General features: G+C 65.4%; 19 protein-coding genes. 11 read left to right on the top strand and 8 right to left on the bottom strand.

Going from position 1 to position 24,193, the window contains the following annotated elements:
- The first annotated feature begins 57 nt into the window (after positions 1 to 57).
- The 3 genes from pepN (at position 58) to MWU77_RS21830 (ending at position 6,279) form a co-directional block, all read left to right on the top strand.
- Positions 58 to 2,553, top strand: coding sequence for an aminopeptidase N (pepN, locus tag MWU77_RS21820; protein ID WP_247274758.1), 2,496 nt, complete (start codon positions 58 to 60; stop codon positions 2,551 to 2,553).
- A 6-nt stretch (positions 2,554 to 2,559) separates the two neighbouring features.
- Positions 2,560 to 3,714: a tyrosine-type recombinase/integrase gene (locus MWU77_RS21825; RefSeq protein ID WP_169690253.1), complete on the top strand. Its 1,155-nt coding sequence runs from the start codon at positions 2,560 to 2,562 to the stop codon at positions 3,712 to 3,714.
- A 168-nt stretch (positions 3,715 to 3,882) separates the two neighbouring features.
- On the top strand, positions 3,883 to 6,279 hold the full coding sequence (locus tag MWU77_RS21830) for a phosphoketolase (RefSeq protein WP_169690252.1): 2,397 nt from the start codon (positions 3,883 to 3,885) through the stop codon (positions 6,277 to 6,279).
- Positions 6,280 to 6,289: 10 nt separating this feature from the next.
- On the opposite strand, the gene MWU77_RS21835 is transcribed toward MWU77_RS21830, so the two are convergent.
- The 4 genes from MWU77_RS21835 to MWU77_RS21850 form a co-directional block, all read right to left on the bottom strand.
- Positions 6,290 to 7,069, bottom strand: coding sequence for an HAD family phosphatase (locus MWU77_RS21835; protein ID WP_247274759.1), 780 nt, complete (start codon positions 7,067 to 7,069; stop codon positions 6,290 to 6,292).
- On the bottom strand, positions 7,066 to 9,525 hold the full coding sequence (locus MWU77_RS21840) for a glycoside hydrolase family 65 protein (RefSeq protein ID WP_247274760.1): 2,460 nt from the start codon (positions 9,523 to 9,525) through the stop codon (positions 7,066 to 7,068). The genes MWU77_RS21835 and MWU77_RS21840 overlap by 4 nt, the downstream gene beginning before the upstream one ends.
- Before the next feature lie 41 nt (positions 9,526 to 9,566).
- Entirely contained in the window at positions 9,567 to 10,382 is an 816-nt protein-coding gene (otsB, locus tag MWU77_RS21845) for a trehalose-phosphatase (protein WP_169690250.1), read from the bottom strand.
- 65 nt (positions 10,383 to 10,447) lie between these two features.
- On the bottom strand, positions 10,448 to 11,521 hold the full coding sequence (locus MWU77_RS21850) for a helix-turn-helix domain-containing protein (RefSeq protein WP_169690300.1): 1,074 nt from the start codon (positions 11,519 to 11,521) through the stop codon (positions 10,448 to 10,450).
- 125 nt (positions 11,522 to 11,646) lie between these two features.
- Between MWU77_RS21850 and MWU77_RS21855 the strand changes: the two genes are divergently transcribed.
- Positions 11,647 to 12,108, top strand: coding sequence for a 6,7-dimethyl-8-ribityllumazine synthase (locus MWU77_RS21855; RefSeq protein ID WP_169690249.1), 462 nt, complete (start codon positions 11,647 to 11,649; stop codon positions 12,106 to 12,108).
- A 245-nt stretch (positions 12,109 to 12,353) separates the two neighbouring features.
- On the opposite strand, the gene MWU77_RS21860 is transcribed toward MWU77_RS21855, so the two are convergent.
- Positions 12,354 to 13,496, bottom strand: a complete 1,143-nt coding sequence (locus tag MWU77_RS21860) for an MFS transporter (protein ID WP_169690248.1) — start codon at positions 13,494 to 13,496, stop codon at positions 12,354 to 12,356.
- Positions 13,493 to 14,386: a PAC2 family protein gene (locus MWU77_RS21865; protein ID WP_169690247.1), complete on the bottom strand. Its 894-nt coding sequence runs from the start codon at positions 14,384 to 14,386 to the stop codon at positions 13,493 to 13,495. The genes MWU77_RS21860 and MWU77_RS21865 overlap by 4 nt, the downstream gene beginning before the upstream one ends.
- Positions 14,387 to 14,437: 51 nt before the next feature.
- Here MWU77_RS21865 and metH point away from each other — a divergent pair, with 51 nt between their 5' ends.
- From metH to hisG, 6 genes are all read left to right on the top strand, one after another.
- Positions 14,438 to 18,007 carry a methionine synthase gene (metH, locus tag MWU77_RS21870; RefSeq protein ID WP_247274761.1) on the top strand — a complete coding sequence of 1,190 codons (3,570 nt, stop codon included), beginning with the start codon at positions 14,438 to 14,440 and terminating at the stop codon, positions 18,005 to 18,007.
- Positions 18,000 to 18,713 (top strand): HAD family phosphatase, encoded by a 714-nt coding sequence (locus tag MWU77_RS21875; protein ID WP_247274762.1) that lies wholly within the window; start codon positions 18,000 to 18,002, stop codon positions 18,711 to 18,713. The genes metH and MWU77_RS21875 overlap by 8 nt, the downstream gene beginning before the upstream one ends.
- Positions 18,714 to 18,715: 2 nt before the next feature.
- Positions 18,716 to 19,579 carry a rhodanese-related sulfurtransferase gene (locus tag MWU77_RS21880; RefSeq protein ID WP_247274763.1) on the top strand — a complete coding sequence of 288 codons (864 nt, stop codon included), beginning with the start codon at positions 18,716 to 18,718 and terminating at the stop codon, positions 19,577 to 19,579.
- Position 19,580: 1 nt separating this feature from the next.
- The gene (locus tag MWU77_RS21885; protein ID WP_247274764.1) at positions 19,581 to 20,468 is read left to right on the top strand and encodes a pseudouridine synthase; all 888 of its coding nucleotides are present in this window, start codon (positions 19,581 to 19,583) and stop codon (positions 20,466 to 20,468) included.
- A 38-nt stretch (positions 20,469 to 20,506) separates the two neighbouring features.
- The gene (locus MWU77_RS21890; RefSeq protein WP_199233311.1) at positions 20,507 to 20,788 is read left to right on the top strand and encodes a phosphoribosyl-ATP diphosphatase; all 282 of its coding nucleotides are present in this window, start codon (positions 20,507 to 20,509) and stop codon (positions 20,786 to 20,788) included.
- 96 nt (positions 20,789 to 20,884) lie between these two features.
- The gene (gene hisG / locus MWU77_RS21895; protein ID WP_169690242.1) at positions 20,885 to 21,754 is read left to right on the top strand and encodes an ATP phosphoribosyltransferase; all 870 of its coding nucleotides are present in this window, start codon (positions 20,885 to 20,887) and stop codon (positions 21,752 to 21,754) included.
- A 42-nt stretch (positions 21,755 to 21,796) separates the two neighbouring features.
- On the opposite strand, the gene MWU77_RS21900 is transcribed toward hisG, so the two are convergent.
- Positions 21,797 to 22,639 (bottom strand): thioesterase family protein, encoded by an 843-nt coding sequence (locus MWU77_RS21900; RefSeq protein WP_169690241.1) that lies wholly within the window; start codon positions 22,637 to 22,639, stop codon positions 21,797 to 21,799.
- Positions 22,640 to 22,804: 165 nt separating this feature from the next.
- On the opposite strand from MWU77_RS21900, the gene MWU77_RS21905 reads away from it, so the two are divergent.
- On the top strand, positions 22,805 to 23,656 hold the full coding sequence (locus MWU77_RS21905; protein ID WP_169690240.1) for a tRNA (adenine-N1)-methyltransferase: 852 nt from the start codon (positions 22,805 to 22,807) through the stop codon (positions 23,654 to 23,656).
- 27 nt (positions 23,657 to 23,683) lie between these two features.
- On the opposite strand, the gene MWU77_RS21910 is transcribed toward MWU77_RS21905, so the two are convergent.
- A complete protein-coding gene (locus MWU77_RS21910; protein WP_247274765.1) occupies positions 23,684 to 24,190 on the bottom strand; it encodes a nuclear transport factor 2 family protein in 507 nt (168 codons plus the stop codon).
- Between the last annotated feature and the right edge of the window lie 3 nt (positions 24,191 to 24,193).

Below are 24,193 nucleotides of genomic sequence, written 5' to 3' on the forward strand. Positions count from 1 at the left end.
ACACGCACGCCACCGGAGCGGGCCAGAAACCGTCGCAGCAATGGCAGGATCGAAGCCGTGAGTTCCGCGAACCTGTCCCGAGCCGAAACTGCCGCGCGCGCCCGCGCTCTCGACGTGCACTCCTACCACGTCGAACTCGACCTCCGCGGCGCCGTCGACCCGGACCGCACCGGATTCCCGACCGTGACGACCGTCGAGTTCACCGCCTCCACCCCGGAATCCTGGCTCGATTTCCTCGGTGACTCCGTCGAATCAGTGACGGTCAACGGCGACCTGATCCCCGTCGTCTACGACGGCGCACGAATCACCATCAGCGGACTCCGCGAAATCAACGTCGTCACCATCGTCGCCACGGGCCGCTACAGCAGATCGGGGGAAGGGCTGCACCGCTTCCTCGACCCCGTCGACGGCGAAACCTACCTCTACACCCAATACGAACCGGCCGACGCACGCCGCGTATTCGCCTGCTTCGAGCAACCCGACCTCAAAGGCGCCTACACGTTCGTGGTCACCGCGCCCGCACACTGGCAGGTCATCTCGAACCAGGCCGTCGATCACCGCCAGCGGGGCGGCGACAACCAGACCGTGACGTTCGCCCCGACCCTGCCCATCTCCACCTACATCACGGCCATCGTTGCCGGGCCGTACCACCGCGTCGACTCGACCTGGAGCAGAGGAGAACTCACCGTGCCGCTGCGGGTGCTGTGCCGCGCCTCGCTCGCAGAACACCTCGACGCCGACGAGATCCTCCAGGTCACCACCGAGGGCCTCGACTTCTATGCCGAACACTTCGACTACCCGTACCCATTCGGCAAGTACGACCAGGTGTTCGTTCCCGAATACAACCTCGGAGCCATGGAGAACCCCGGCTGCGTCACTTTCACCGAGGCCTACGTCTTCCGCGGCGCCGCCACCGAAGCCCAGTACCAGGCCCGCGCCAACACGATCCTGCACGAGATGGCACACATGTGGTTCGGCGACCTCGTCACCATGAGATGGTGGGACGATCTGTGGCTCAAGGAGAGCTTCGCGGACTACATGGGTGCCCTCGTCAGCGCCGAAGCAACGAAATACACCGATGCCTGGGTTGCCTTCGCCAACCGCCGCAAGGCATGGGCCTACCTGCAGGACCAACTCCCCACCACCCACCCGATCGTCGCCGACATCGTCGACCTCGAAGCCGCCAAACTCAACTTCGACGGCATCACCTACGCCAAAGGCGCCAGCGTCCTCAAACAACTCGTCGCCTATGTCGGCCGCGACGCCTTCTTCGACGGCGCCCGCCGCTACTTCCACGCCCACGCGTACGGCAACACCACGCTCGACGACCTCCTCGCCGAACTGTCCAGCACCTCCGGTCGCGACCTCACCGAATGGGCTCGCGCCTGGCTGCAGACCTCCGGAGTCTCGACGCTGACCCTCGAACACACCGGCAACGGTCATCACGACATCGTGCAGACCGACCCGCGCCCCCACCGGATCGCCGTCGCCTGCTACGACCACAACCCCGCACGCGACCTCGTCCGCACCTACCGCGTCGAGATCGACGCCGTCGACACCCACACTCGCATCGAACTCCCCGACGCACCCCTGATCCTGCTCAACGACGACGATCTCACCTACGCCAAGATCCGCCTGGACGAACGCTCTCTCGCCACCGTCGAATCTTCACTCGACCGCGTCCGCGACCCCCTCGCACGCGGCCTGATCTGGTCGGCGCTGTGGAACGCCACCCGCGACGGCGAACTCGCCGCCACCCGCTACATCGCCATGGCGACACGATTCTCGACGAACGAATCGAACCTCTCGCTTCTCACCGCGGTCCTCGCCAACGCACCCGCCGCGATCGAGCATTATCTTCCCGCCGGGGCCCGTCCCCAGACCCGCGCAGCGTGGCTCGACGCAGTGTGGCACGGACTCGGCAGTGCCGAACCCGGCAGCGGAGCCCAACTCGCCTTCGCACGCGCAGTCGGTGCTGCCGCCGCCCTGGACACCCACCGCGCCACCGACCTCAGAGCGATACTCGACGGGACCACTCCCGCACCGGCGGGCCTCGCACTCGATGCAGACCTGCGGTGGGCGTGGTGGACGGCGCTGACCGCCACCGGATACGCCGACAAGCCCGATCTCGACGACGAACTGTCCCGTGACTCCACCGCCACGGGCCGCACCGCGCACCTGCGGGCCATGAACGCCCGCCCTCGCGCAGAGGTCAAAGCCCACGCGTGGGCGGCGATCTGCGCCGACCACACCCTCACCAACGACCACCTCGACGCCACCATCAGCGGGTTCCGCGCCGGTGAGCGCCGCGACCTCACCGGCCCCTACGACAGCGACTACTTCGCACTCCTGCGAGACACCTGGTCCGAACGCAGTATCGAGATCGCCCGCCGCATCGTCCTCGGACTGTTCCCCGCAGCCGACACACTCGACCCGGTCGACACGTGGCTCGCAGCGAACACCGACGCCCCTGGCGCTCTGCGACGCCTCGTCATCGAACAACGCGACCACCTCGCCCGGGACCTACGCGTCCAACAGGTCAATGAGGCCTGACCGAGCATGAGCACCGAACACAGTTCCGAGGTCGTCACCCCACCGGACCTCGCGCACCACACCCCGCAACCACCGGACACCATCACCGACGCGATGCGCCGGCTCCGGGACAAAGCCGCCTCCGACAACACCCGCGCGGCGCAACTGACGGACTGGGACACCTACACCCGCTGGTGCGTCACCACCGGGCACACCCCGCTCCCTGCAACACCTGAGCAGATTTCCTGGTTCGTCACCGAGAAATCGGTGGAGGTCCGCGCCGACGGCCGCCACGCCTACGCACCGTCGACGCTGTCCCGGTGGGTCTCGACCATCAACAAAATGCACTCTCTCGCCGGATACCCGAAACCGGGCCAGCACGAATCGGTCCGCGAACTCCTCCGGGGCATCCGCCGCGACCGCGCCACCCCACCTGCACGCCGTACACCGCTGCTCACCGACGACATCCGCACGATCCTCACCCACATGCGCATCGACGCGGCGACTGCCGGATGGGCCGAACGCGTCGCCGAGCGCCGCGACGCCGCGCTACTGCTCATGGGCCTCGCCGGGGCGCTGCGCCGCTCCGAGATGACCGCCCTCACCGTCGCCGATGTCGTCCCACACCGAGCCGACGGCCTCTACGTCACAATCCGGCAGTCCAAGACCGATCGCGCGGCGCGTGGGCGCACGGTCACTCTCCCGCACGGCCAGGACCCGCACACGTGCCCGGTGTGCGCGTATCGGCGCTGGCGCGAAGTCCTCGACACCTGGGACGACGGCGGCAGGTCTGCCGTCGCGGCGCTACTCGAGCACGGGGACGACGGCCCGGTGCAACACTGCTGTCGAGGCCTGGCCGCAGGAACGACACCCGTCGGCAACCGCGCGCTGTTCCGTCCGGTGCACCGCACCGGGTCGCTCGGCGCCGCAGCGCTCTCCGGACAATCGGTACACTCGATGATCCAACGACGTGCTCGCCGTGCAGGATTCAGTGACGAACTCGTCGCGACCCTCGGCGGGCACAGTCTGCGCGCCGGATTCGTCACCCAGGCCGTCCGCGGCGGCGCCACCACCCAGACGATCATGACCCAGACCGGGCACGCCGACGAGCGCATGGTCGCGCTCTACAGCAGACAGCACGCCGGCCTGGTCGCCAACGCAGTCACCCGCCTCGGGCTCTGAGCCGCTCCGACCATGGTCACCCCCTCGAATTCGAGATCGACCGAATTCGAGATCGACGATTGCAACGCCTGTGCGGTGGGTACCGTGCACGCAGAGGCTACGGACATGAGCCGATCGTGCACCACAAGATCACGATCGGTCGCTGTCGAGACGAGGAACCCGATCCAGATGCCCGATTCTGCTGAACCCCCGACCTCCACCGAACCCACCACGTTGTCGGACGACGACGTCCACGACCTCGACGCGTGGTGGCGCGCCGCGAATTACCTGTCCGTCGGGCAGATCTATCTCATGGACAACCCGCTGCTACGCGAACCGCTACGCGCGGAGCACATCAAACCGCGCCTCCTCGGGCACTGGGGCACCACACCGGGGCTCAATTTCGTCTACGCGCATCTGAACCGCGCGATCCTCGCCCGGGACCTCGACATGATGTATGTCATGGGGCCCGGCCACGGTGGGCCCGGACCGGTCGCGGCAGCGTGGCTCGAAGGAACATACAGCGAGATCTACCCCGACGTCTCCCAGGACGAATCCGGCATGCGCCGCTTGTTCACCCAGTTCTCGTTTCCCGGCGGCATCCCCAGCCACGTCGCCCCGGAGACCCCCGGGTCCATCCACGAGGGCGGAGAGCTCGGATACGCGCTTTCCCACGCCTACGGTGCCGCATTCGACAACCCAGACCTCGTGGTCGCAGCAGTGATCGGAGACGGCGAAGCCGAGACCGGCCCGCTCGCCGCGAGCTGGCATTCCAACAAATTCGTCGATCCTCGCCGCGACGGCGCCGTACTCCCGATCCTGCACCTCAACGGATACAAGATCGCCAACCCCACGCTGCTCGACCGCATCGGCGGCGACGAACTCGAATCGCTGCTCCGGGGATACGGGCACGATCCGATCATCGTCTCGGGACACGACCCGGAATATATGCACCGGCACTTCGCCGACGCGCTCGACCGCAGCCTCGACCGCATCACCGAGATCCAGCAGGAAGCCCGGCTGTCCGGTAGCAGTGATCGACCTTCCTGGCCGATGATCGTGCTGCGTTCTCCGAAGGGCTGGACCGGCCCGGTCGAGGTGGACGGACTCCCGATCGAAGGCACCTGGCGGGCCCATCAGGTGCCGTTCGCGCACGCCCGCGACGACGACGAGCACCGTGACATTCTCGAACGGTGGCTGCGCAGCTACCGCCCGGATGAACTGTTCGACGACAACGGGACACCCGTGGTGGCTCTTCGCGCCCTGAACCCCGTCGGGTTTCGACGCATGAGCGCCAATCCGCACGCCAATGGCGGTCCCGCGATCCGGGATCTCGCACTGCCGGATTTCCGCGACCACGCGGTCACCGTCGATCGCCCCGGATACGATTTCGCCGAGTCCACACGAATCCTGGGAACCTTCCTCCGGGATGTCATGCGCGACAATCCGACAACCTTCCGCATGGTCGCTCCCGACGAACACAATTCCAACCGGCTGGGCGACGTGCTCGACGCCACCGACCGCGCCTGGAACGCCGAGATCCTGCCGACCGACGAACATCTCGCACCCGACGGCCGGGTCATGGAGATCCTCTCGGAGCACACGTGCCAGGGCTGGCTCGAGGGGTACCTGCTGACCGGACGTCACGGAGTGTTCTCCTGCTACGAGGCGTTCGTGCACATCGTCGACTCGATGGTCAACCAGCATGCCAAATGGCTTCGTACCACCAACCGGATCCACTGGCGTCGTCCCATACCGTCCCTCAACTACCTTCTCACCTCGCATGTGTGGCGGCAGGACCACAATGGGTTCTCCCACCAGGACCCCGGATTCATCGACCACGTCGTCAACAAGAAGTCCGACGTGATCCGCGTCTATCTCCCACCCGACGCCAACACTTTGCTCTCGGTCACCGACCACTGCCTGCGCACCCGCCAGTACATCAACGTCGTCGTCGCCGGGAAACAACCACAACCGCAATACCTCTCCATCGACGATGCCATCGTGCACTGCACCAAAGGAATCGGGATCTGGGAGTGGGCGGGTACCGACCGCGGTGCAGATCCGGACGTCGTACTCGGCTGCGCAGGCGACGTCCCCACCATGGAAACTCTCGCCGCCGTCGAGATCCTTCACGAACTGTTCCCCGACCTGCGGATCCGGGTGGTCAACGTCGTAGACCTGATGCGTCTGCAGGACGATCGAGAGCACCCGCACGGACTACCCGATGCCGATTTCGACGCCCTGTTCACCACCGACACACCCATCGTGTTCGCGTACCACGGATACCCGTGGCTCATCCACCGGCTCACCTACCGCCGCCACAACCACGACAACATCCATGTGCGCGGATACATCGAAGAGGGCACCACGACAACCCCGTTCGACATGTGTGTGCTCAACAGAATCGACCGATTCGATCTGGCGTTGGACGTCATCGATCGCGTCGAACGCCTCCTCCCGACGGCCGCCTACGCGCGCGAACATCTGAAGAACACACTGATCAGGCACAAGCAGTACATCCGCAAGCACGGCGAGGACATGCCCGAGATCGCTGACTGGCGCTGGCGCGGACTCGACCGCTGACCCCACCGTGTCAGTGTGCGCGCTGCACCAACCGTCCGGCGACGAATGCCTCACGATCCACCTCATCGAGCGACGTCACGACAAGATCCGCACTGGCCTGTGCCAACTCGTGCTCGTCGCCCGCGCGCGCCACACCCAGCGCGACCATCGTGCCTGCCTTCGCGGCCTGCACACCACTGACAGCGTCTTCGACGACCACGCATCGCGCCGGCGAAACTCCGAGTTCGGATGCCGCGGTGAGAAAGATCTCCGGGTCCGGCTTACCCTGCGCGAAATCGCGGCCCGACAGGTCGGCGTCGAACACGTCGAGCAACACCCCGTCGCCCGCCCCGAAGTCCCTCAATCGGATTGCGCGGAGGAACCGACGTGCGTTCTTCGACGACGACGCGGCCGCCACCGGGATACCGGCAGACCGCATCGCCAACACGAACCGGACCCCATCGGAGTACGCATCGAAACGGCCCGCCTCGATCATCTCGAGCAGCATCGTCTGTTTACGCTCGGAATACTCGCGCTCTCGACGTCGGGCATCCGGGACCAGGAAGTACTCGAGGCACGCCAACGCGCCCTCGTGCCGGGGCTTTCCCGACAACACCTCGCGGTACACCCGCGAGGTGAACGCATCGGGAGTCCACGTCGTACGCCCGGCCAGATCGCGCCACGGCCCCGTCATGAGTTGGGCCAACGACTCCCGCCATGCCTGCTCGTGCGGTGAATCGACAAGGACCCCGTCGACATCGAAAATCACCCCGGCGAACCCGGGCGCACGCGACGACACGTCAGCGGTCACGGGCGCGCCTCCTCGTCTCGCCGGGATGTCTGTGCGGTCGGCAGGGGAGTCGGTGGAATGTGGAACTCGTGCGTTTCTCCGGGGCCGAGTTGCAAAGACTCTCCGTTCACAGCCACCCGCACCGGCACCCGGAAACCTTCGACTTGCGCACACACCGACAACGTCTCACCGGAGATCTGCACGCGCAGCGGAGTGCCCCGATACCGCATCGAGAACGACACCCCATCGAGATGAGGAATCAACCGCGGTCGGAACACCAGCACACCGCCGTAGATCCGGGCACCGACGAAATAGCGTTGCACCAGATCCAGCGTTCCGGCCATCACCCCCAAGTGGATGCCCTCCTTGGTGGTACCGCCCTGCAGGTCGCTCACATCGCTTTCGAGAGCCACCTTGAACCGTTCCCATGAGGATTCGGGATCGAACCCTGCCAAGACACCCGCGTACGCGACGAAGCTGAGCGTGGAACCGTGCGAGGTGCGTTCGTCGTAGTATTCGACTGTGCGCCGCACCAGATCACGGTCGTACTCGTAGCCGAGCCGGTCGAATATCGGCCGCAATTCGTTGTCGTCGAACAAGAAGAACAGCATCACCGCATCCGCCTGTTTCGACACCTTGGAGCGATTGGGATCGTGCCCCTCGGCACGCAGGATCCGGTCCATCCTCTGGATGTTCGAATACTCCGCGCGATAATGATCCCAATCGATCTCGTCGAGTTTCTCGTATCCCTCGAACTGAGTGATCACGCCGTCATGGAACGGCACGAACATCTTCCGGCTCATCTCCGACCAACGCTGCAATTCCTCGTTGGTCACCCGTAGTGCTGCTCGCAGCGCCGTCTGCCTGCTCGTCGACAGCAGTTCGAGCACCTCGATCGCCTTTCCGGCGATCCACGCCACCATCACGTTCGTATATGCGTTGTTGTGCAACCCGGCCTCGTCCGAGTCGGGATAGCGCTCATGGAACTCGTCGGGCCCCATCACCCCGTGGATCTCGTAGCGATCGCGCTCGGGGTTGTACTCGGCTATCGATGCCCAGAACCGCGTGATCTCGAGCATCATCTCCGCGCCGTGGTCGGCGAGGAATTCGAAGTCGTCCGTCGCCTGGTAGTACCTCCACACGTTGTAGAAGATCGCCGCACTCACGTGTCGCTGATGACGGCTCAGGTCCGGATCCCACAGCCCCGACAGCGGATTGAGATGGACGAGCTGGGTTTCCTCTGTTCCGTCGGATCCGCTCTGCCACGGGTACATCGCACCCCGGTACCCGGCCTCGGTCGCTGCGGCCTGGGCCTCGGACAACCGCCGGTACCGATACATGATCAGCCCTTTGGTGACCTCCGGGATCCTCAGGTCCAGAAACGGATACACGTACAGCTCGTCCCAGAAGACATGCCCGCGATAGGCCTCACCGTTGAGTCCACGTGCCGGGACACCCGCATCCAGACGCGAAGTGTGACGGGAACACACCTGCAGGACATGCGCGACGTGCAAGCGCAACAGCAACTGTGTGCGGGGCTCCCTGGGCAGCCGGATATCGCAGATGTCCCACAGCTCCTCCCAAGCTGCGGCGTGCTCGTCCCAGGCCGCGGCGAAATCGGAGTAACGCAACACATGTCGGCCGGCGGACGCGAGCGGCTCGGTGATCGCATCGTCACGTGAGGTGAACATCGACACGATCTTCTCCACGCGGACCGCGCTCCCCTCGGCGACCTCGAAGGCCAGGACCTGCTGGATGTAGTCCTCCATCTGATACAGGTCGCGCTCGACATCGATGGGCTCGGTGTTGTTACCGGAGAACACCCGGGTTCGCGCAGCCTGCGCGATGTAGATGTCCGACTGCCGGATCTGAACTTTCAATGCGATCGTGTCAGGACCGAAGGTGCGAGGGGTGACCGGATCGAGGTGACGTCCCTCGAGATCGCGATAACGCGCGACCGCGCGATTCGACACACGACCGTCGATCGCCGAGACGATCTCGACGCGGCCGGACCAGTTCTCGGGCGTGAGTGTCCACTCGAGTGCGCCCTGATGCGAATGCGCCATGCTGACGAAACGTCGACTTGCCAAAGACGTCTCGCGGCCGTTCCGGTCCCGGAAGCGAAGTTCTCGGATGACCGTCGCGGTGCGGATGTCGTACACGTGCCGGTAGGCGAGCACCTCGACGGTCGACAACCGGATCGCGTCCTCGCCGTCGATGCGCAGTTTGAGAACGAGCCAGTTCGGAAGGTTGACCAGGTCCTCGTTGAGGACGGGACTTCCGCCCATGATGGTGGTCTCGCGGTTGTAGCAGCGATGCGCGTAGGTGCCGGGGTAGTGGACCTCGCCCGTGTCCTCCCATTCGGCGGCGCCGCGGGAACAGAAGTACCCGTTGCCGGTGGAGGTCATCGATTCCCTCAGGCCCTCCGCCTCGGGATCGAACCGGTCGTACTCGAGGCTGAACTCGGGGTCGTACACGGAGTACCTCCTGGCGGCCGAACCGTTCGGCTACATGGTCGTCATCTACCCAGCTCGGATAGGAAGCGTGCCACGTCGTCCACCGACGCGAGGCCGAACTCCGCTGTGGTGACCCGATTCTTCATTTCCGGGTCGTCGGGGCTGCCCACGAGAATCCCGATTCCCGTGCCGCGTATCGCAGCGAACGCGTCCTCGTCCGTGATGTCGTCGCCGAGATAGATCGGGACGATGTCGGGGGAGCCGAGGCCGAGGACGTCGATCAGATGCAGGACGGCCTTGCCCTTGTTCCAGTCGACTGCCGGCCGTAGCTCATACACCATTTTCCCGGGAATCAACTCGAGTCGACCGGGCGACTCGTCGAGCAACGCGTGGACGACATCGTGAGTATGCTGACGCGCCTGCGCTCCTGCGTTCCGGTAGTGCACGGCCACCGAGGCCCGTTTCGGTTCGAGGGTCACCCCGTCGGTGTCGGCGAGTTCTTCGCGCAGTGTGGCGGTGGTGTCGGCGACGAGTTCGGTGAAGTCGCCGAGGGAGTCGGGGGAGATCACGCCCTGGCCGGGCTTCCAGATGTCGAAGCCGTGACTTCCCGCGACAGTGAGATCGTCGATGCCCATCAACTGCTGCACGACAGCGCGGTCGCGACCGGTGACGATGCACACGGGGCAGCGGTCGGCCAGTGCACGGACAGTGGTGCGCATCGTGGCGGACAGGACTGCGTCGTCGGGCTTGTCGACGATGGGGGTGAGCACGCCGTCGTAGTCGAGGAATACCGCCGGCCTGTGTTCGCCCAATCGACTTGCCAGCGCAGCAGGGTCGAGGGCAGAGGGGAGGTCCCCGACCGCCGACGTGGACTCCATCTCGGCCGAACCTCCTGTTGTACGTGTGCTGGCACTTCGAACCGTACAGGCCCCCGGCGAGCGGGTCAGTGAATGGGGCGACGCCAATGCCCTTCGTTCGAGGTCAGGTGTGCACGCACGTGTTCGGCGGCTTCCAGGTTGCGGAACGGTCCCGACAGCAGGTCTGCGTAGACGTGCGACGGCGCCACTGCGCGCAGCGGTCGCGAGCGATCCATGCGGTCGAACACCACAGACGACCACGGAATCGCGATCACCACGTCGCCACCGCGGTCCACGGGACGTAAGCCCAACGCGCCGGCGAAGTCGTCGGGATCATCTGCGTACAGCTCGAGCACGTCGGGTTGGGCGTAGTCGGTGGCGCCGACACCGCTGAGGGCGTAGGTGACGTCGATTCGCTCGGAGAGTTGGTTCCGGACGATCTCGAGGCCGTCCGGCGCGGCGAAGCGCCGGGTTGCGCACATCTTCCGATCTGTCGCCCAGGCACGCAGCATCTGTTCCCATCGCACTTCGGTGATGCCGCCGCGGGGGATGCGCCGGATGAGCTCGCGCTCGACAAGCACCTCGACCACGCGGTAGGTGGCCCCGGTGGACGCGCCGGAGAGCTTGATGAGTTCGGGCACCGTCATCTCGCCGGAGTGGTCCGCCAGGGCGCGAACCACCCGGTCGGACGGCTCTCCGGTCAGCACGCCCGAGGGCCGGCCCGGGCCCCTCCACGGATCTGAGTCGGCTCCGCGATTGCGTACCCACACAGCGGGCCGAGATGCCACGAGAGTGAGATTTCCGGTGGCGTCTGCGTAGGAGATGCCGTGTTGATCGAGCTGGCGGCGCACGGGATCGGACAGGTAGTGCGCGCACACGAAGCCGCGGTCGGAGTCGGAGAGTTCGGCGGTGATGCGCGCGATGTCGCCGCTGAGTACCCCTCGGGCGGCGACGATCGCGAACGACACCGATTCGCCTTCGGGGGAGGTGACGACCAATCGTTGAGGCGCGTCGGGGGAGCGGGGCCGGTCGCTGGTCAGTGTCCACCCCAGGGGCAAGCACGCCTCGAGGCAGATCGACGCGCGGCGGTAGATATCGATCGGCCGTTCCGGCTTGGGCCCGGCACCTGCGGGCGTATCGGGGGAGTCCTGTTGCGTCACATCCGTCACACTAACAGTCTGTGCGAGACGGAATACCTGGTTAAACGAAATCTACGGTGCTGTCACCCACATCACATCGGCACAAGCCGCAGGATGGGGTAGGCACATGCGCTAACTTCATCGACATGAGTGACACCGCGCGCCGTATCGCATTCATCCAGGCCACATGGCATCGCACTATCGTCGACCAGGCAAGAGACGGATTCACCGACGAGATCGTCGAGCTGGGATACGCGAAGGACTCGCTGGATTTCTTCGAGGTTCCGGGTGCATTCGAGATCCCTCTGCATGCTCAGCGTCTCGCACGCTCCGGCCGGTACGACGCGATCGTGGCGGCCGGCCTGGTCGTCGACGGCGGAATCTACAGGCACGATTTCGTGGCGACGGCCGTGATCGACGGTCTGATGCGGGTGCAACTGGACACCGATGTTCCGGTCTTCTCGGTCGTGCTCACCCCGCACCATTTCCACGAGCACTCGGAGCACGTCGACTATTTCACGCGCCACTTCGTCACCAAGGGGGCGGAGGCGGCGCGGGCTGTCGACGCGACCGTGAAGGCATTGCGCGCGCTGCCGACGGGGCAGTAGCGGCACCGGGGTTGCCGGGTTCCCAGGGGAGTGGACCCCGGCAGCCTTCGTGACCTTCCCGGATCCGGGATAGGCGAAGACAAAGCATGAGGGCGACGGGGGTCGGCAGCGGAACCATCGCTCGATCACAAAGATCAGACTGTCGTCAGCAGAACATATTCCGAACTATACGGAAAACCTAAATAAACAGAAATAATCCTCCTTGCGCACAAATCTCACCATCAACAGAGAAGGGGCCCCGCCGCTCAGCGTTCCTCGGCCGGCCCCGGGTCGGCCGGCATCATCAGGGGCGCAAGCACTGCGAGCAGCATCGCTGGAACCACGAACGATGCTGTGGGATGCGTAGCGTACAGCGGGGTCAGCGCAATGGGTGCCAGGGCTGCGCCACCGAAGCGAAACGCCAGAACCACCGAAACCGCGCCACCGCGGTTGCCTCCCGAGTCGCCGAGGACCGCAGCGTTCGCGGCGACCAGAACGCACTGTGAGGCAATACCGGCGGCGAACCACACTGCCGCGATGACGCCGATGCTTCCCAACGTCCCTGCCGCGACAAGCAGGGCAGCGCCGGAGACCGCACCGATAAGCACCGAGCGGTAAGCGCCGATCCGGTCGATGAGTGTTCCCACAGGACGAGCTGTGAGGATCCCCGCCAGACCGAACACTGTCAGTAGCGCACCTCGACCTGCAGGGGAGAGGCCGAAGTCGTCTTCGACACGGAACGCCAGGAGAAACCCCAGTCCGCCGAGTGCGCCGAATCCGAGGAGCGCGACAACTCCGGTTCGCAGCACTCGTGGACGCAGAGCATCGCGAAGCCGAGCCGGACCTTCCTCGGTCTCATCCATGCGGTCGGGGAGACCGATCACAGCGAGGGCGACCGCAGCGACTGCGAGCACGACGAACGCCCACCGCCAGTTCACCTCCGCAGCGAGCCCGCCGATGAGCGGCGCTGTCGTCTGTCCGGCCGCCTGCATCGCACCGAACAAACCGAGCGCACGTCCGAGGGACTTGCGTGGAGTGATCGCAGCCAGGGCAGCGAGCAGCAGGGGTGTGGTGAAGGCATTTCCCGCGCCCTGCAGCATGCGAGCACCGATCAACAGCGAGAATGTCGGCGCGAGCGCCGCAGCAATCGAGACCGACGCGTACACGACGTAGGCCGTGCGGACAGTCCGAAGTCGGCCCCAGCGCGAGCCGAGGGTTCCGGAGAACAACATGAACACGGCGAACACGCCCAGGTATGCGGTGACCGTCGTCGCGGCAACTCCGGCAGACACCCCGGTGTCTTCTCCGATTTCGGGCAGCATCGACACGACGAGGCCCCCACCGAACGGACCGAGAAATCCGCCGACGTACAGTGCTGCGCGCTGGAGCGAGTCGCGATATCCGCTCACTGAGCGAACCCGCCGGGGCCTCTCCGTTTGAGGTATCGCTCGAATTCGGCCGCGAGGGCGTCTCCGTCGATCTTGGCAATCACGTCCGAGATGTCGGTCTCGGCGTCACCGCGTTCCTCCAGGCTACGGACGTAGTCGGCGATGTCCTCGTCGTCCTCGGTCATCGATGTGACCGTCTCTTCCCACTCTTCGGCGAGCGAGGGGAGCTCACCGAGCGGGACCTCGACGTCGAGGACGTCCTCGAGACGTCGCAGCAATGCGACCGTGGCTTTGGGATTGGGCGGATTCGACACGTAGTGGGGGACAGCAGCCCAGAAGGACACGGCCGGGATGCCTGCGCGAACGCAGGCGTCCTGCAGAACTCCGTTGATGCCTGTCGGTCCCTCGTACCGCGACTTCTCGAGATTGAACTGCTTGGCCGCGTCTGCGCTGTAGGCCGTGCCGGTCACCGGTACCGGGCGGGTGTGCGGGGTGTCTGCGAGGAGCGCACCCAGCACCACCACCGTGTGGATTCCCAGGTCGTCGACGAGTTCGAGGATCGCGTCGCAGAAACTGCGCCAGCGCATGTTCGGTTCGATGCCGCGCAGCAACACGACGTCGCGGTCGCTGCCCGGCGGGGAGCACGCGGACAGGCGGGTTGCGGGCCATTCGATCTGTCGGGTCACGCCGTCGACGAGACGCACCTGGGGGCGGTTGACCTGGTAGTCGTAATACTCCTCGGAGTCCAGCTCGGCAAACGGCTCGGCGTCCCAGATCAGTTCGAGATGCTCGACAACCCCGGTCGCAGCATCGCCTGCGTCGTTCCATCCTTCGAACGCGGCGACGAGCACCGGGTTGCGGAATTCGGGAACGGCCTGCTCCGGGGTCTCAGGATACTCACTTGCACTCACCCGTCCAGCCTACGGCGGAGCGCAGTTTGTGCGCCCACTACTCTGGTTGCCATGTCCACCCCACTGAACTCTGCCTTGTTCGATGCGTTGAAGCAGCGCGTTGTCATCGGAGACGGGGCGATGGGCACCATGTTGCAGGCTGCGGATCTGTCGCTCGACGACTTCCGCGGCCTGGAGGGGTGCAACGAGATCTTGAACGAGACTCGTCCCGATGTGATCAAGGGGATCCACCGGGCGTACTTCGAAGCCGGTGCTGACATCGTCTCCACCAATACCTTCGGCTGCAATCTGCCCAATCTCGCGGATTACGACATTTCCGACCGCATTCGAGACCTGGCCGAGCGCGGTACCCGGCTCGCGCGTGAGGTCGCGGACGAGATGGGGCCCTCTGCCGACGGTGTGCCTCGGATGGTGCTCGGTTCGATGGGGCCCGGCACCAAACTTCCCACCCTCGGCCATGCGCCGTTCGCTGTACTGCGCGACGCCTACAGTGAAGCCGCGCTCGGAATGCTCGACGGTGGTGCCGACGCAATCCTCGTGGAAACCTGCCAGGACTTGTTGCAGGCGAAGTCCGCGATCATCGGCAGTCGCCGCGCGATGGAGCAGGCCGGCCGTCGGATCCCGATCATTGCCCATGTCACGGTCGAGACCACGGGGACGATGCTGCTCGGTTCCGAGATCGGAGCCGCGCTCACAGCGCTCGAGCCGCTCGGTATCGACATGATCGGGCTCAACTGCGCCACCGGTCCTGCCGAGATGAGTGAGCACCTGCGGTATCTGTCTCAACATGCCCGGGTGCCCGTGTCGGTGATGCCGAATGCTGGGTTGCCCGTGCTCGGCAAGAACGGTGCGGAGTACCCGCTGCAGCCCGGTGAACTCGCAGAGGCGCTCGCCGGGTTCGTGTCCGAGTTCGGGCTGACGCTGGTCGGCGGGTGCTGCGGTACTACGCCGGAGCACATTCGCCAGGTCGCCGAGGCGGTGCGTGCAGTTCGACCGGCGAAGCGGGAACCGGAGCACGAGCCTGGTGTGTCGTCGCTGTACACAGCGGTGCCGTTCGAGCAGGACGCGTCGATCCTGATGATCGGTGAGCGCACCAACACCAACGGGTCGAAGGCCTTCCGTGAGGCGATGCTTTCCGCAGACTGGGAGAAGTGCCTCGACATCGCAAAGGATCAGATCCGCGATGGGGCGCACATGCTCGACCTCAACGTCGACTATGTGGGTCGCGACGGGGCGATCGATATGTCGGAGTTGGCGTCACGGTTCGCGACGTCGTCGACGTTGCCGATCATGATCGACTCGACCGAACCGGAGGTGATCCGGGCCGGTCTCGAGCATCTCGGTGGCCGGTGCGCGGTGAACTCGGTCAACTACGAGGACGGGACCGGCCCCGGATCGCGGTTCGAGCGGATCATGACGCATGTCGTCGAGCACGGCGCGGCAGTGGTGGCGCTGACGATCGACGAGGAAGGACAGGCCCGCACCGCGGAGCACAAGGTGCGGATCGCCGAGCGCCTGATCACGGATCTGACACAGAATTGGGGGCTCGATCCGGACGACATCATCGTCGATGCATTGACGTTCCCCATCTCCACCGGCCAGGAGGAGGTGCGACGCGACGCGATCGAGACCATCGAGGCGATCCGCGAACTGCATCGTCTCCATCCGCGGGTGCACTTCACCTTGGGTGTGTCCAATGTGTCGTTCGGTTTGAATCCGGCGGCGCGGCAGGTCCTCAACTCGGTGTTCTTGAACGAGTGCACGGAGGCCGGTCTCGATACGGCGATCGTGCACGCATCGAAGATCCTGCCGATGGCGCGGATCCCCGAGGAGCACCGGCAGGTCGCGTTGGACCTCGTGTACGACCGGCGCAGCGAGGGCTATGACCCCTTGCAGAAGCTGATGGAATTGTTCGAAGGTGTCTCGGCGGCGTCAGCGCGGGAATCCCGCGCGCAGGAGCTTGCGGCATTGCCGCTCTTCGAGCGGCTGGAACGGCGGATCGTCGACGGTGAACGCAACGGTCTCGAAGCCGATCTCGACGAGGCGATGAAGGAGGTACCGCCGCTCGACATCATCAACGACACGCTGCTGTCGGGGATGAAGACGGTCGGGGAACTGTTCGGGTCGGGCCAGATGCAGCTGCCGTTCGTGTTGCAGTCCGCCGAGGTGATGAAGGCCGCGGTGGCACATCTCGAGCCGCACATGGAGTCGACGGGCGACGACGGTAAGGGCCGGATCGTGCTGGCGACCGTCAAGGGCGATGTGCACGACATCGGTAAGAACCTCGTCGACATCATCCTGTCGAACAACGGATACGAGGTGGTCAACCTCGGGATCAAGCAGCCGATCGCGACGATCCTCGACGCGGCGATCGACAAGCGTGCCGATGTCATCGGAATGTCCGGTCTGCTGGTGAAGTCGACGGTGGTGATGAAGGAGAACCTGGAGGAACTCAACTCTCGGGGTGTTGCCGAGCAGTTCCCGGTACTTCTCGGTGGTGCGGCTCTGACGCGTAGTTATGTGGAGAACGACCTCGCGGACGTGTACGCCGGTGAGGTCTCGTACGCGCGCGATGCGTTCGAGGGGTTGTCGTTGATGGATCGCGTCATGGCGATCAAGCGTGGTGAAGGACCGGATCCGAACAGCCCGGAAGCGCTCGAGGCCGCGCGCAAGGCGGCTGAGCGCAAGGAGCGGCACGAGCGTAGTAAGCGCATCGCGGAGAAGCGCAAGGCGTCGGAGACTCCGGCGGTCATCCCCGAGCGCAGCGATGTGCAGGCGGATCTGCCGGTGCCTGCGCCGCCGTTCTGGGGTACGCGAGTGGTCAAGGGCATCGCGTTGGCCGAGTATGCATCGTTGGTGGACGAGCGAGCACTGTTCCTGGGGCAGTGGGGTCTGCGTGGGCAGCGGGCCGGGGACGGGCCGACGTATGAGGAACTGGTGGAGTCGGACGGCCGGCCGCGGTTGCGGTTTTGGTTGGACAGGCTCTCGACGGAGGGCATCCTGCAGCATGCTGCGGTGGTGTACGGGTATTTCCCCGCGGTGTCCGAGGGCGATGATGTGGTGATCCTGACGGAGCCGCGCCCGGATGCGCCGGAGCGGTACCGGTTCACGTTCCCGCGTCAGCAGCGGTCGAGGTTTTTGTGCATCGCGGATTTCGTGCGTTCGCGCGAGGATGCGCTCGCCTCGGGTGAAGTCGATGTGTGGCCGTTCCAGTTGGTGACGATGGGGCAGCCGATCGCGGATTTCGCGAACGAGCTGTTTGCGTCGAATTCGTATCGGGACTATCTGGAGGTGCACGGCATCGGTGTGCAGTTGACCGAGGCTCTGGCGGAGTACTGGCATCGGCGGATCCGGCAGGAACTTGCGTTCTCCGGCGGTGGTACCGCTGCCGATGAGGATCCGGACGAGGTGGCCGAGTACTTCAAGCTCGCCTATCGGGGTGCCCGGTTCGCGTTCGGTTACGGGGCATGCCCGGATCTCGAGGATCGGATCAAACTCGTCGAGTTGCTCGAGCCCGAGCGGATCGGGGTGGAGTTGTCGGAGGAGTTGCAGTTGCATCCCGAGCAGTCCACCGATGCGTTCGTGTTGCATCACCCGGAGGCCAAGTATTTCAATGTCTGAGTTGATCAGCGAGGTGGCCGCCGCGTCGCCGTCCGCGGCCGGGTTGCAGGCAGTGCTGTGGGATATGGACGGCACGCTGCTCGAATCGGAGCAGTTGTGGGACATCGGGATGCGCGAGCTGTCGCTGCATCTGGGTGGCCCGATGTCGGAGGCGACGCGGATCTCGACGATCGGCGGTCCGCTTGATCTGTCGGTGTGGCGCACGTTCGACGGTCTGGGGCTCGAGCCGACTCCCGACGAGCAGACCGCAGCCGAGGATTGGCTCAACGCGTACATGTCCGGTCTGTTCGCGCAGGGGTTGCCGTGGCGGCCTGGTGCGCTGGAGGCGTTGGGTTCGGTGCGGGCGTCGGGGCTGGGGCAGGCGTTGGTGACCAACACGGGTCGGGCGTTGTGCGATGTCGCGCTCGAAACCCTCGGTCGGGAGCATTTCGATCACACGGTGTGTGGCGACGAGGTGCCTGCGGGCAAGCCGGATCCTGCACCGTATCTGCGGGCAGCGGAGATGTTCGGGCTCGATCCTGCGCAGTGCCTGGCTGTGGAGGATTCGCCGACGGGTGCGGCGGCTGCGGATGCGGCAGGATGCACGGTGTTGGTGGTGCCGTCGTTGACCTCGGTACCGGCCTCGTCGCGTCGGGTATTCCGTTCGACGTTGGAAGGTCTTTCCGTGGCTGATCTGCACGCGTTGCACGCATCTGGAAGGCAGTGATCGTGGCGATCCCGAAGATCGTCTTGTTCTACAAGTTCACGGCGTTGCCCGACCCTGAGGCGATCCGGTTGTGGCAGCACACCCTGGCGGCGTCGAACGGGTTGACGGGCCGGATATTGATCTCCGAACACGGCATCAACGGCACTGTCGGTGGTGATATCGCGGCGGTGAAGAAGTATGTGCGCGGGTTGCGCAGTTATCCGGCGTTCCGCGATATCGATGTCAAGTGGTCCGAGGGCACGGGCGACGATTTTCCACGGTTGTCGGTGAAGGTGCGTTCCGAGATCGTCACGTTCGGGGCTCCGGACGAGATCAAGGTCGACGAGTCCGGTGTGGTCGGCGGCGGGACGCATCTGTCGCCGCACGCCGTGCATGCGTTGATGTCCGAGCGCGACGATGTGGTGTTCTTCGACGGCCGTAACAGACTCGAGGCGCAGATCGGGCGGTTTCGGGGTGCGGTGGTGCCCGAGGTGGACACCACCCGTGAGTTCATTGCGGAGTTGGACAGCGGCCGGTACGACCATCTCAAGTCGAAGCCGGTGGTGACGTATTGCACGGGTGGGGTGCGGTGCGAGGTGTTGTCGGTGCTGATGCGCAATCGTGGTTTCGAAGAGGTGTACCAACTCGACGGTGGGATCGTCAGGTACGGGGAGACGTTCGGTGACGCCGGGTTGTGGGAGGGCTCGCTGTATGTGTTCGACGGTCGCATGAATGTGGAGTTCTCCGAGGACGCTGTCACGCTGGGTCGCTGCACGTTGTGTGGAACGCCGACGTCACGGTACCGCAACCATCCGGATGTCCATGGCCGTGAGTTGACGTTGGTGTGCGGGGAGTGTGTTCCGGAAACGGCCGAGACCGGGTCCTGAGATGGCCGGTCCACCGTTGCCGGTGCGCGACGGGTTGGGCCCCGATCGGCTTCGGATGCCGCTCGGGGGTGCCGCGCGCACGGTGCTCGGGTTCTTGCGCGACGCGCATCCGGAGGAGGATTGGCACGCCCGAGTCGCCGCGGGGGAGCTTGTCGACGAGCATGGACGGCCGGTCGATGAGCTGTCACGGTTCCAGCCGGGCCGGTTCGTGTATTTCTATCGGGAGCCACCGCCGGAGACTCCGGTGCCGTTCGAGGTGGAGGTGCTCTATCGCGGTGAGGGCCTGGTGGTGGTCGACAAGCCGCATTTCCTGTCGACGATCCCACGGGGTGCGCATATTCGGGAGACGGTGACGGTGCGGTTGCGGCGGGATCTGGATCTGCCGGATCTGGTGCCGGTGCATCGGCTCGATCGGATGACTGCCGGGGTGTTGTTGTGCACGAGTGATCCGGCATTGCGGCGTCCGTATCAGCGACTGTTCGAGCAGCAGCGGGTGCGCAAGGTGTACGAGGCGATTGCCGGGTATCGGCCCGAACTGGAGTTTCCGCGTACGGTCCGCACGCGGATCGTGAAGCGGCACGGTGAGTTGACGGCGGCGCAGGTGCCGGGGGAGCCGAATTCGGAGACGTTGATCGAGCTGGTGGAACGTCGTGGTGGGCGGGCTCGGTACCGGTTGTACCCGCGGACAGGTCGCACGCATCAACTGCGGTTGCATCTGATGTCGTTGGGTGTGCCGATCGAGGGGGACAATTTCTATCCGGTGTTCGTGCGCCGCGCGCCGGGGCAGTTCACCGAGCCGTTGCAGTTGTTGGCGCGCACGCTCGAGTTCACCGATCCGGTGAGTGGGCGGGTGCGTCGGTTCGACAGTGCGCGCGACTTGTCGTGGTGAGTGCAGTGGTGTCCTGATTGTGGGTGCGGGAGTGCGGCATGAAACAATCGGTTTCCGTGAAGACCTTCGAATCCCTGTTCGCCGAGCTGACCGAGCGTGCTGCGACCCGTCCTGAGGGTTCCGGCACTGTCGCTGCCTTGGACGCCGGTGTCCATGCGCAGGGCAAGAAGGTACTCGAGGAAGCCGGCGAGGTGTGGATCGCCGCCGAGTACCAGTCCGATGAGGAGCTCGCCGAGGAGATCTCGCAGCTGCTGTACTGGACGCAGGTGTTGATGGTGGGGCGTGGCCTGAAGCTCGAGGACGTCTACAAGCATCTGTGACGGGCGGTGGCTGCCGTTTCGGTGGTGGCGCTGTCCGTGCCTCGGGTGTTGTCCTGATCGATTTCTTGCCCCCTTCTGTCCGAAAGGATTCTTTCCATGCTGCGCGTTGCAGTTCCGAACAAGGGTTCGTTGTCCGAGTCCGCGGCCGAGATTCTGCGGGAGGCCGGTTACCGCTGGCGTTCCGATTCTCGGGATCTGACCGTGATCGACCCGGTCAACGAGGTCGAATTCTTCTTCTTGCGTCCGAAGGACATCGCGATCTACGTCGGGTCGGGTGAGCTGGATTTGGGTATTACCGGCCGGGACCTGGCGGGGGATTCGGGTGCGCCGGTGACCGAGCGGTTGTCGTTGGGTTTCGGGCGGTCGCGGTTCCGGTATGCGGGGCCGAAGGATCGGGCGTGGAAGGTCGAGGATCTGCAGGGACTGCGGATCGCGACGTCGTACGCGAACCTGGTGCGTAAGGATCTGGCCGAGCGGGGGATCGAGGCGACGGTGATCCGGCTCGATGGTGCGGTGGAGATCTCGATTCAGCTCGGTGTCGCGGATGCGATTGCCGATGTAGTGGGGTCGGGTCGTACATTGCGGCAGCATGATTTGGTGGCATTCGGGGAGTCGCTGTGCGATTCGGAGGGTGTGCTGATCGAGCGGGAGGGCGCGGATCGAACTGATCGGGCCCGCAATCAGTTGATTGCTCGGCTCGAGGGTGTGGTGTTCGCGCAGCAGTACGTGATGATCGACTACGACTGCCCGAAGCACTTGCTCGATGCTGCGGTGAAGGTGACTCCGGGTCTGGAATCGCCGACGATCTCCCCGTTGGCGAATGATTATTCGGTGGCGGTGCGGGCGATGGTGCCGCGCAAGGGCCACAATGCGGTGATGGACCAGCTGGCGGAGATCGGTGCCCGCGCGATTCTGGCGTCGGATATCCGGTCGTGCCGTGCGATGCGGGGTGTCGCCGGGGAGTGAGGCGACGACCTCGGTGAGGTGATGTGACGGTGCGGTCTCGCGTCAGCGGGGCCGCACTTGCACGTTCTGGGTGATGCGTCCGAGTGGTCCGTGTTCGTCGTGGAGGACTCCGGCGGTCATGCCGATGCCGTCGGGGCCGATGGAGGTTTCGGCGGAGATGCCGGTCCATCGGCTCTCGGGTGCGTGGCTGTCGGGTGCGCGGAACAGGTGCACGGTCAGGTCGGTGTTGAGGAACAGCCAGTGGGCGGGGTCGAGTTTGGACCCGATGCCGTTGGCGACGTCGGCGACGGTGAAGAGCCGTTCGAGGGCTGTGAGGGTTTCTCCCGCAACGAGGTCGAGGCGGGCGCGGACCCAGGCGGCGGACGGTCCGGGCACTCCCAGCGGGGTGACGATGTGCCAGTCGAGGGTGTCGATGTAGCCGCCGAGACCGAACAGGGTCATGTCCGAGGGTTCGGCTGCGGGATCGAAGGGGGTGAGCGCCGGTTCGGAGGTGCGGGCGACGTCGGGGAGGTGCTGGGTCTGCAGCCGCCATCCGGTGCCGCGCGCAACGGCGCGGCTGGTGCCGTCGGGGGTGGTGGCCCACAGTTCGGCGACAACGAGTTCGATTTGTCGGCCGGGCCGGTCGATGCGGGTGCGGACTTCGAGGTCGGTCAGCGGTACGGGGCCGAGCAGGTCGATGCAGATGCGGGTCAGGCGGGTGTCTGGGCGGGGCCGGTGTCGTTCGAGGGCGCGGACGAGCAGCGCGGACGGGGGTGCGCCGTGTTGCAGGTCGGGACCCCAGGTGCTGACGGTGTGGCGAGTGGGCCGGAAGCACTCGATGTGGATGTCGCCCTCGAGTCGGTTTTCAGGTGTGGGGAGGGGCAGGTAGTAGGCGGTGTCGTGCACGCGGTGCGTCTCCAAGATCGTGTCGGGTGGGTGTCCGATGATGGCATGTGGGGTGTGTGTGGGGTCTCGAGTGGTGGCCTGGCAGGCTGGTGTGCGGCCTGGCACCGTGTCGGGTCTGGGCGTCACGGGCTGTGACGGTCGCATGTAGGCGAAGGTGGCACGGCGATGGCAGTAGGCGGACTCGGGCGCAGCGGACCGTTCGAGGTGGGGGATCGGGTGCAGTTGACCGACGCCAAGGGCCGCAAGTACACGGTGGTGCTCGAGCCGGGTAAGGAGTTCCACACGCATCGCGGTGGGATTCTGCACGACGATCTGATCGGCACCGATGAGGGTGTGGTGGTGACGTCGACGAACGGCACTCCGTATCTGGCGTTGCGTCCGCTGCTGGTCGATTATGTGATGTCGATGCCGCGCGGGGCGCAGGTGATCTACCCGAAGGATGCCGCGCAGATCGTGCAGGAGGGTGACATCTTCCCCGGGGCGCGGGTGCTCGAGGCGGGTGCGGGGTCCGGGGCGTTGACGTGTTCGTTGTTGCGGGCGGTCGGGTCTACCGGCACGGTCATCTCGTATGAGGTGCGCGAGGATCATCTCGAGTACGCCGAGCGGAATGTGACGACGTTCTTCGGGCAGCGTCCGGAGAACTGGACGACGACGCTGGCGGATCTGGCGGACTACGACGTCGAGGCCCACGGCAAGGTCGACCGTGTGGTGCTGGACATGCTGGCGCCGTGGGATGTGCTCGAGACGGTGAAGAAGGCGTTGGTGCCCGGTGGGGTGCTGATCGTGTATGTGGCGACGACGACGCAGTTGTCGCGGGTGGTCGAGGCGTTGCGGGAGCAGACGTGCTGGACGGAACCGCGTTCGTGGGAGTCGATGGTGCGGGGCTGGCATGTGGTGGGGTTGGCGGTGCGTCCGGAGCATCGGATGCAGGGTCATACCGCGTTTCTGGTCAGTGCCCGCCGGTTGCAGGATGGGGTGCAGACCCCGAAGCCGCAGCGGCGCCCCAGCAAGGGCTGAGCCGCCGCCGGGCGACGGGGTGCCGGCTCACTCGCAGGTGAGGCGACCCATTTCGAGGAGGGAACAGGTGCTGTCGTCGGCCAGGACCCAGGTGCCGTCGACCTCGGTGAAGGTCAGGGTCAGGGGTGCGCCGCCGTGCGGGCCGCCGACCTCGGTGGTGGCGGTGACGGTGGTGTCGTCGACGGTGGCGATGTCACCGACCGTGGCGGTCAGCGGGTAGCCGGTGAGTACTCCGTTGAACTGGGTGAGCACGTCGGTGCGGCTGTCGCCGTTCTCGATGACGGCGGCCTTGGCCTCGACGGGTGCGGCCGGGTCGAAGAACACGTCCATCTGCGCCTGCAGTGTCTCTGCGGTGACGGGGGCTTCGCCGGCGGCGGCCGCACTGGTGGTCGCGGCGGCGCTTGTCGTGGCCTCTGCGCTGGTGGTCGTGGCTGCGGGCGTGTCGGTCGTGGTGTCGCTGTCCGAGGAGCAGGCGGGAAGCAGCGCGACGGCGACAACGGTCGCCGCGGCAGCCCAGAGGGTGCGGGTCTTCACAGA

Source organism: Rhodococcus sp. F64268, from assembly GCF_023015605.1.
Taxonomy (GTDB): Bacteria; Actinomycetota; Actinomycetes; order Mycobacteriales; family Mycobacteriaceae; genus Rhodococcus.

Excerpts from the sequence above, each read along its gene's own strand:
- MWU77_RS21825 (WP_169690253.1), top strand. The coding sequence starts at position 2,560 with ATGAGCACCGAACACAGTTCCGAGGTCGTCACCCCACCGGACCTCGCG.
- MWU77_RS21830 (WP_169690252.1), top strand. The coding sequence starts at position 3,883 with ATGCCCGATTCTGCTGAACCCCCGACCTCCACCGAACCCACCACGTTG.
- otsB (WP_169690250.1), bottom strand. The coding sequence starts at position 10,382 with ATGGAGTCCACGTCGGCGGTCGGGGACCTCCCCTCTGCCCTCGACCCT.
- MWU77_RS21855 (WP_169690249.1), top strand. The coding sequence starts at position 11,647 with ATGAGTGACACCGCGCGCCGTATCGCATTCATCCAGGCCACATGGCAT.
- metH (WP_247274761.1), top strand. The coding sequence starts at position 14,438 with ATGTCCACCCCACTGAACTCTGCCTTGTTCGATGCGTTGAAGCAGCGC.
- MWU77_RS21875 (WP_247274762.1), top strand. The coding sequence starts at position 18,000 with ATGTCTGAGTTGATCAGCGAGGTGGCCGCCGCGTCGCCGTCCGCGGCC.
- MWU77_RS21885 (WP_247274764.1), top strand. The coding sequence starts at position 19,581 with ATGGCCGGTCCACCGTTGCCGGTGCGCGACGGGTTGGGCCCCGATCGG.
- MWU77_RS21890 (WP_199233311.1), top strand. The coding sequence starts at position 20,507 with ATGAAACAATCGGTTTCCGTGAAGACCTTCGAATCCCTGTTCGCCGAG.
- hisG (WP_169690242.1), top strand. The coding sequence starts at position 20,885 with ATGCTGCGCGTTGCAGTTCCGAACAAGGGTTCGTTGTCCGAGTCCGCG.
- MWU77_RS21905 (WP_169690240.1), top strand. The coding sequence starts at position 22,805 with ATGGCAGTAGGCGGACTCGGGCGCAGCGGACCGTTCGAGGTGGGGGAT.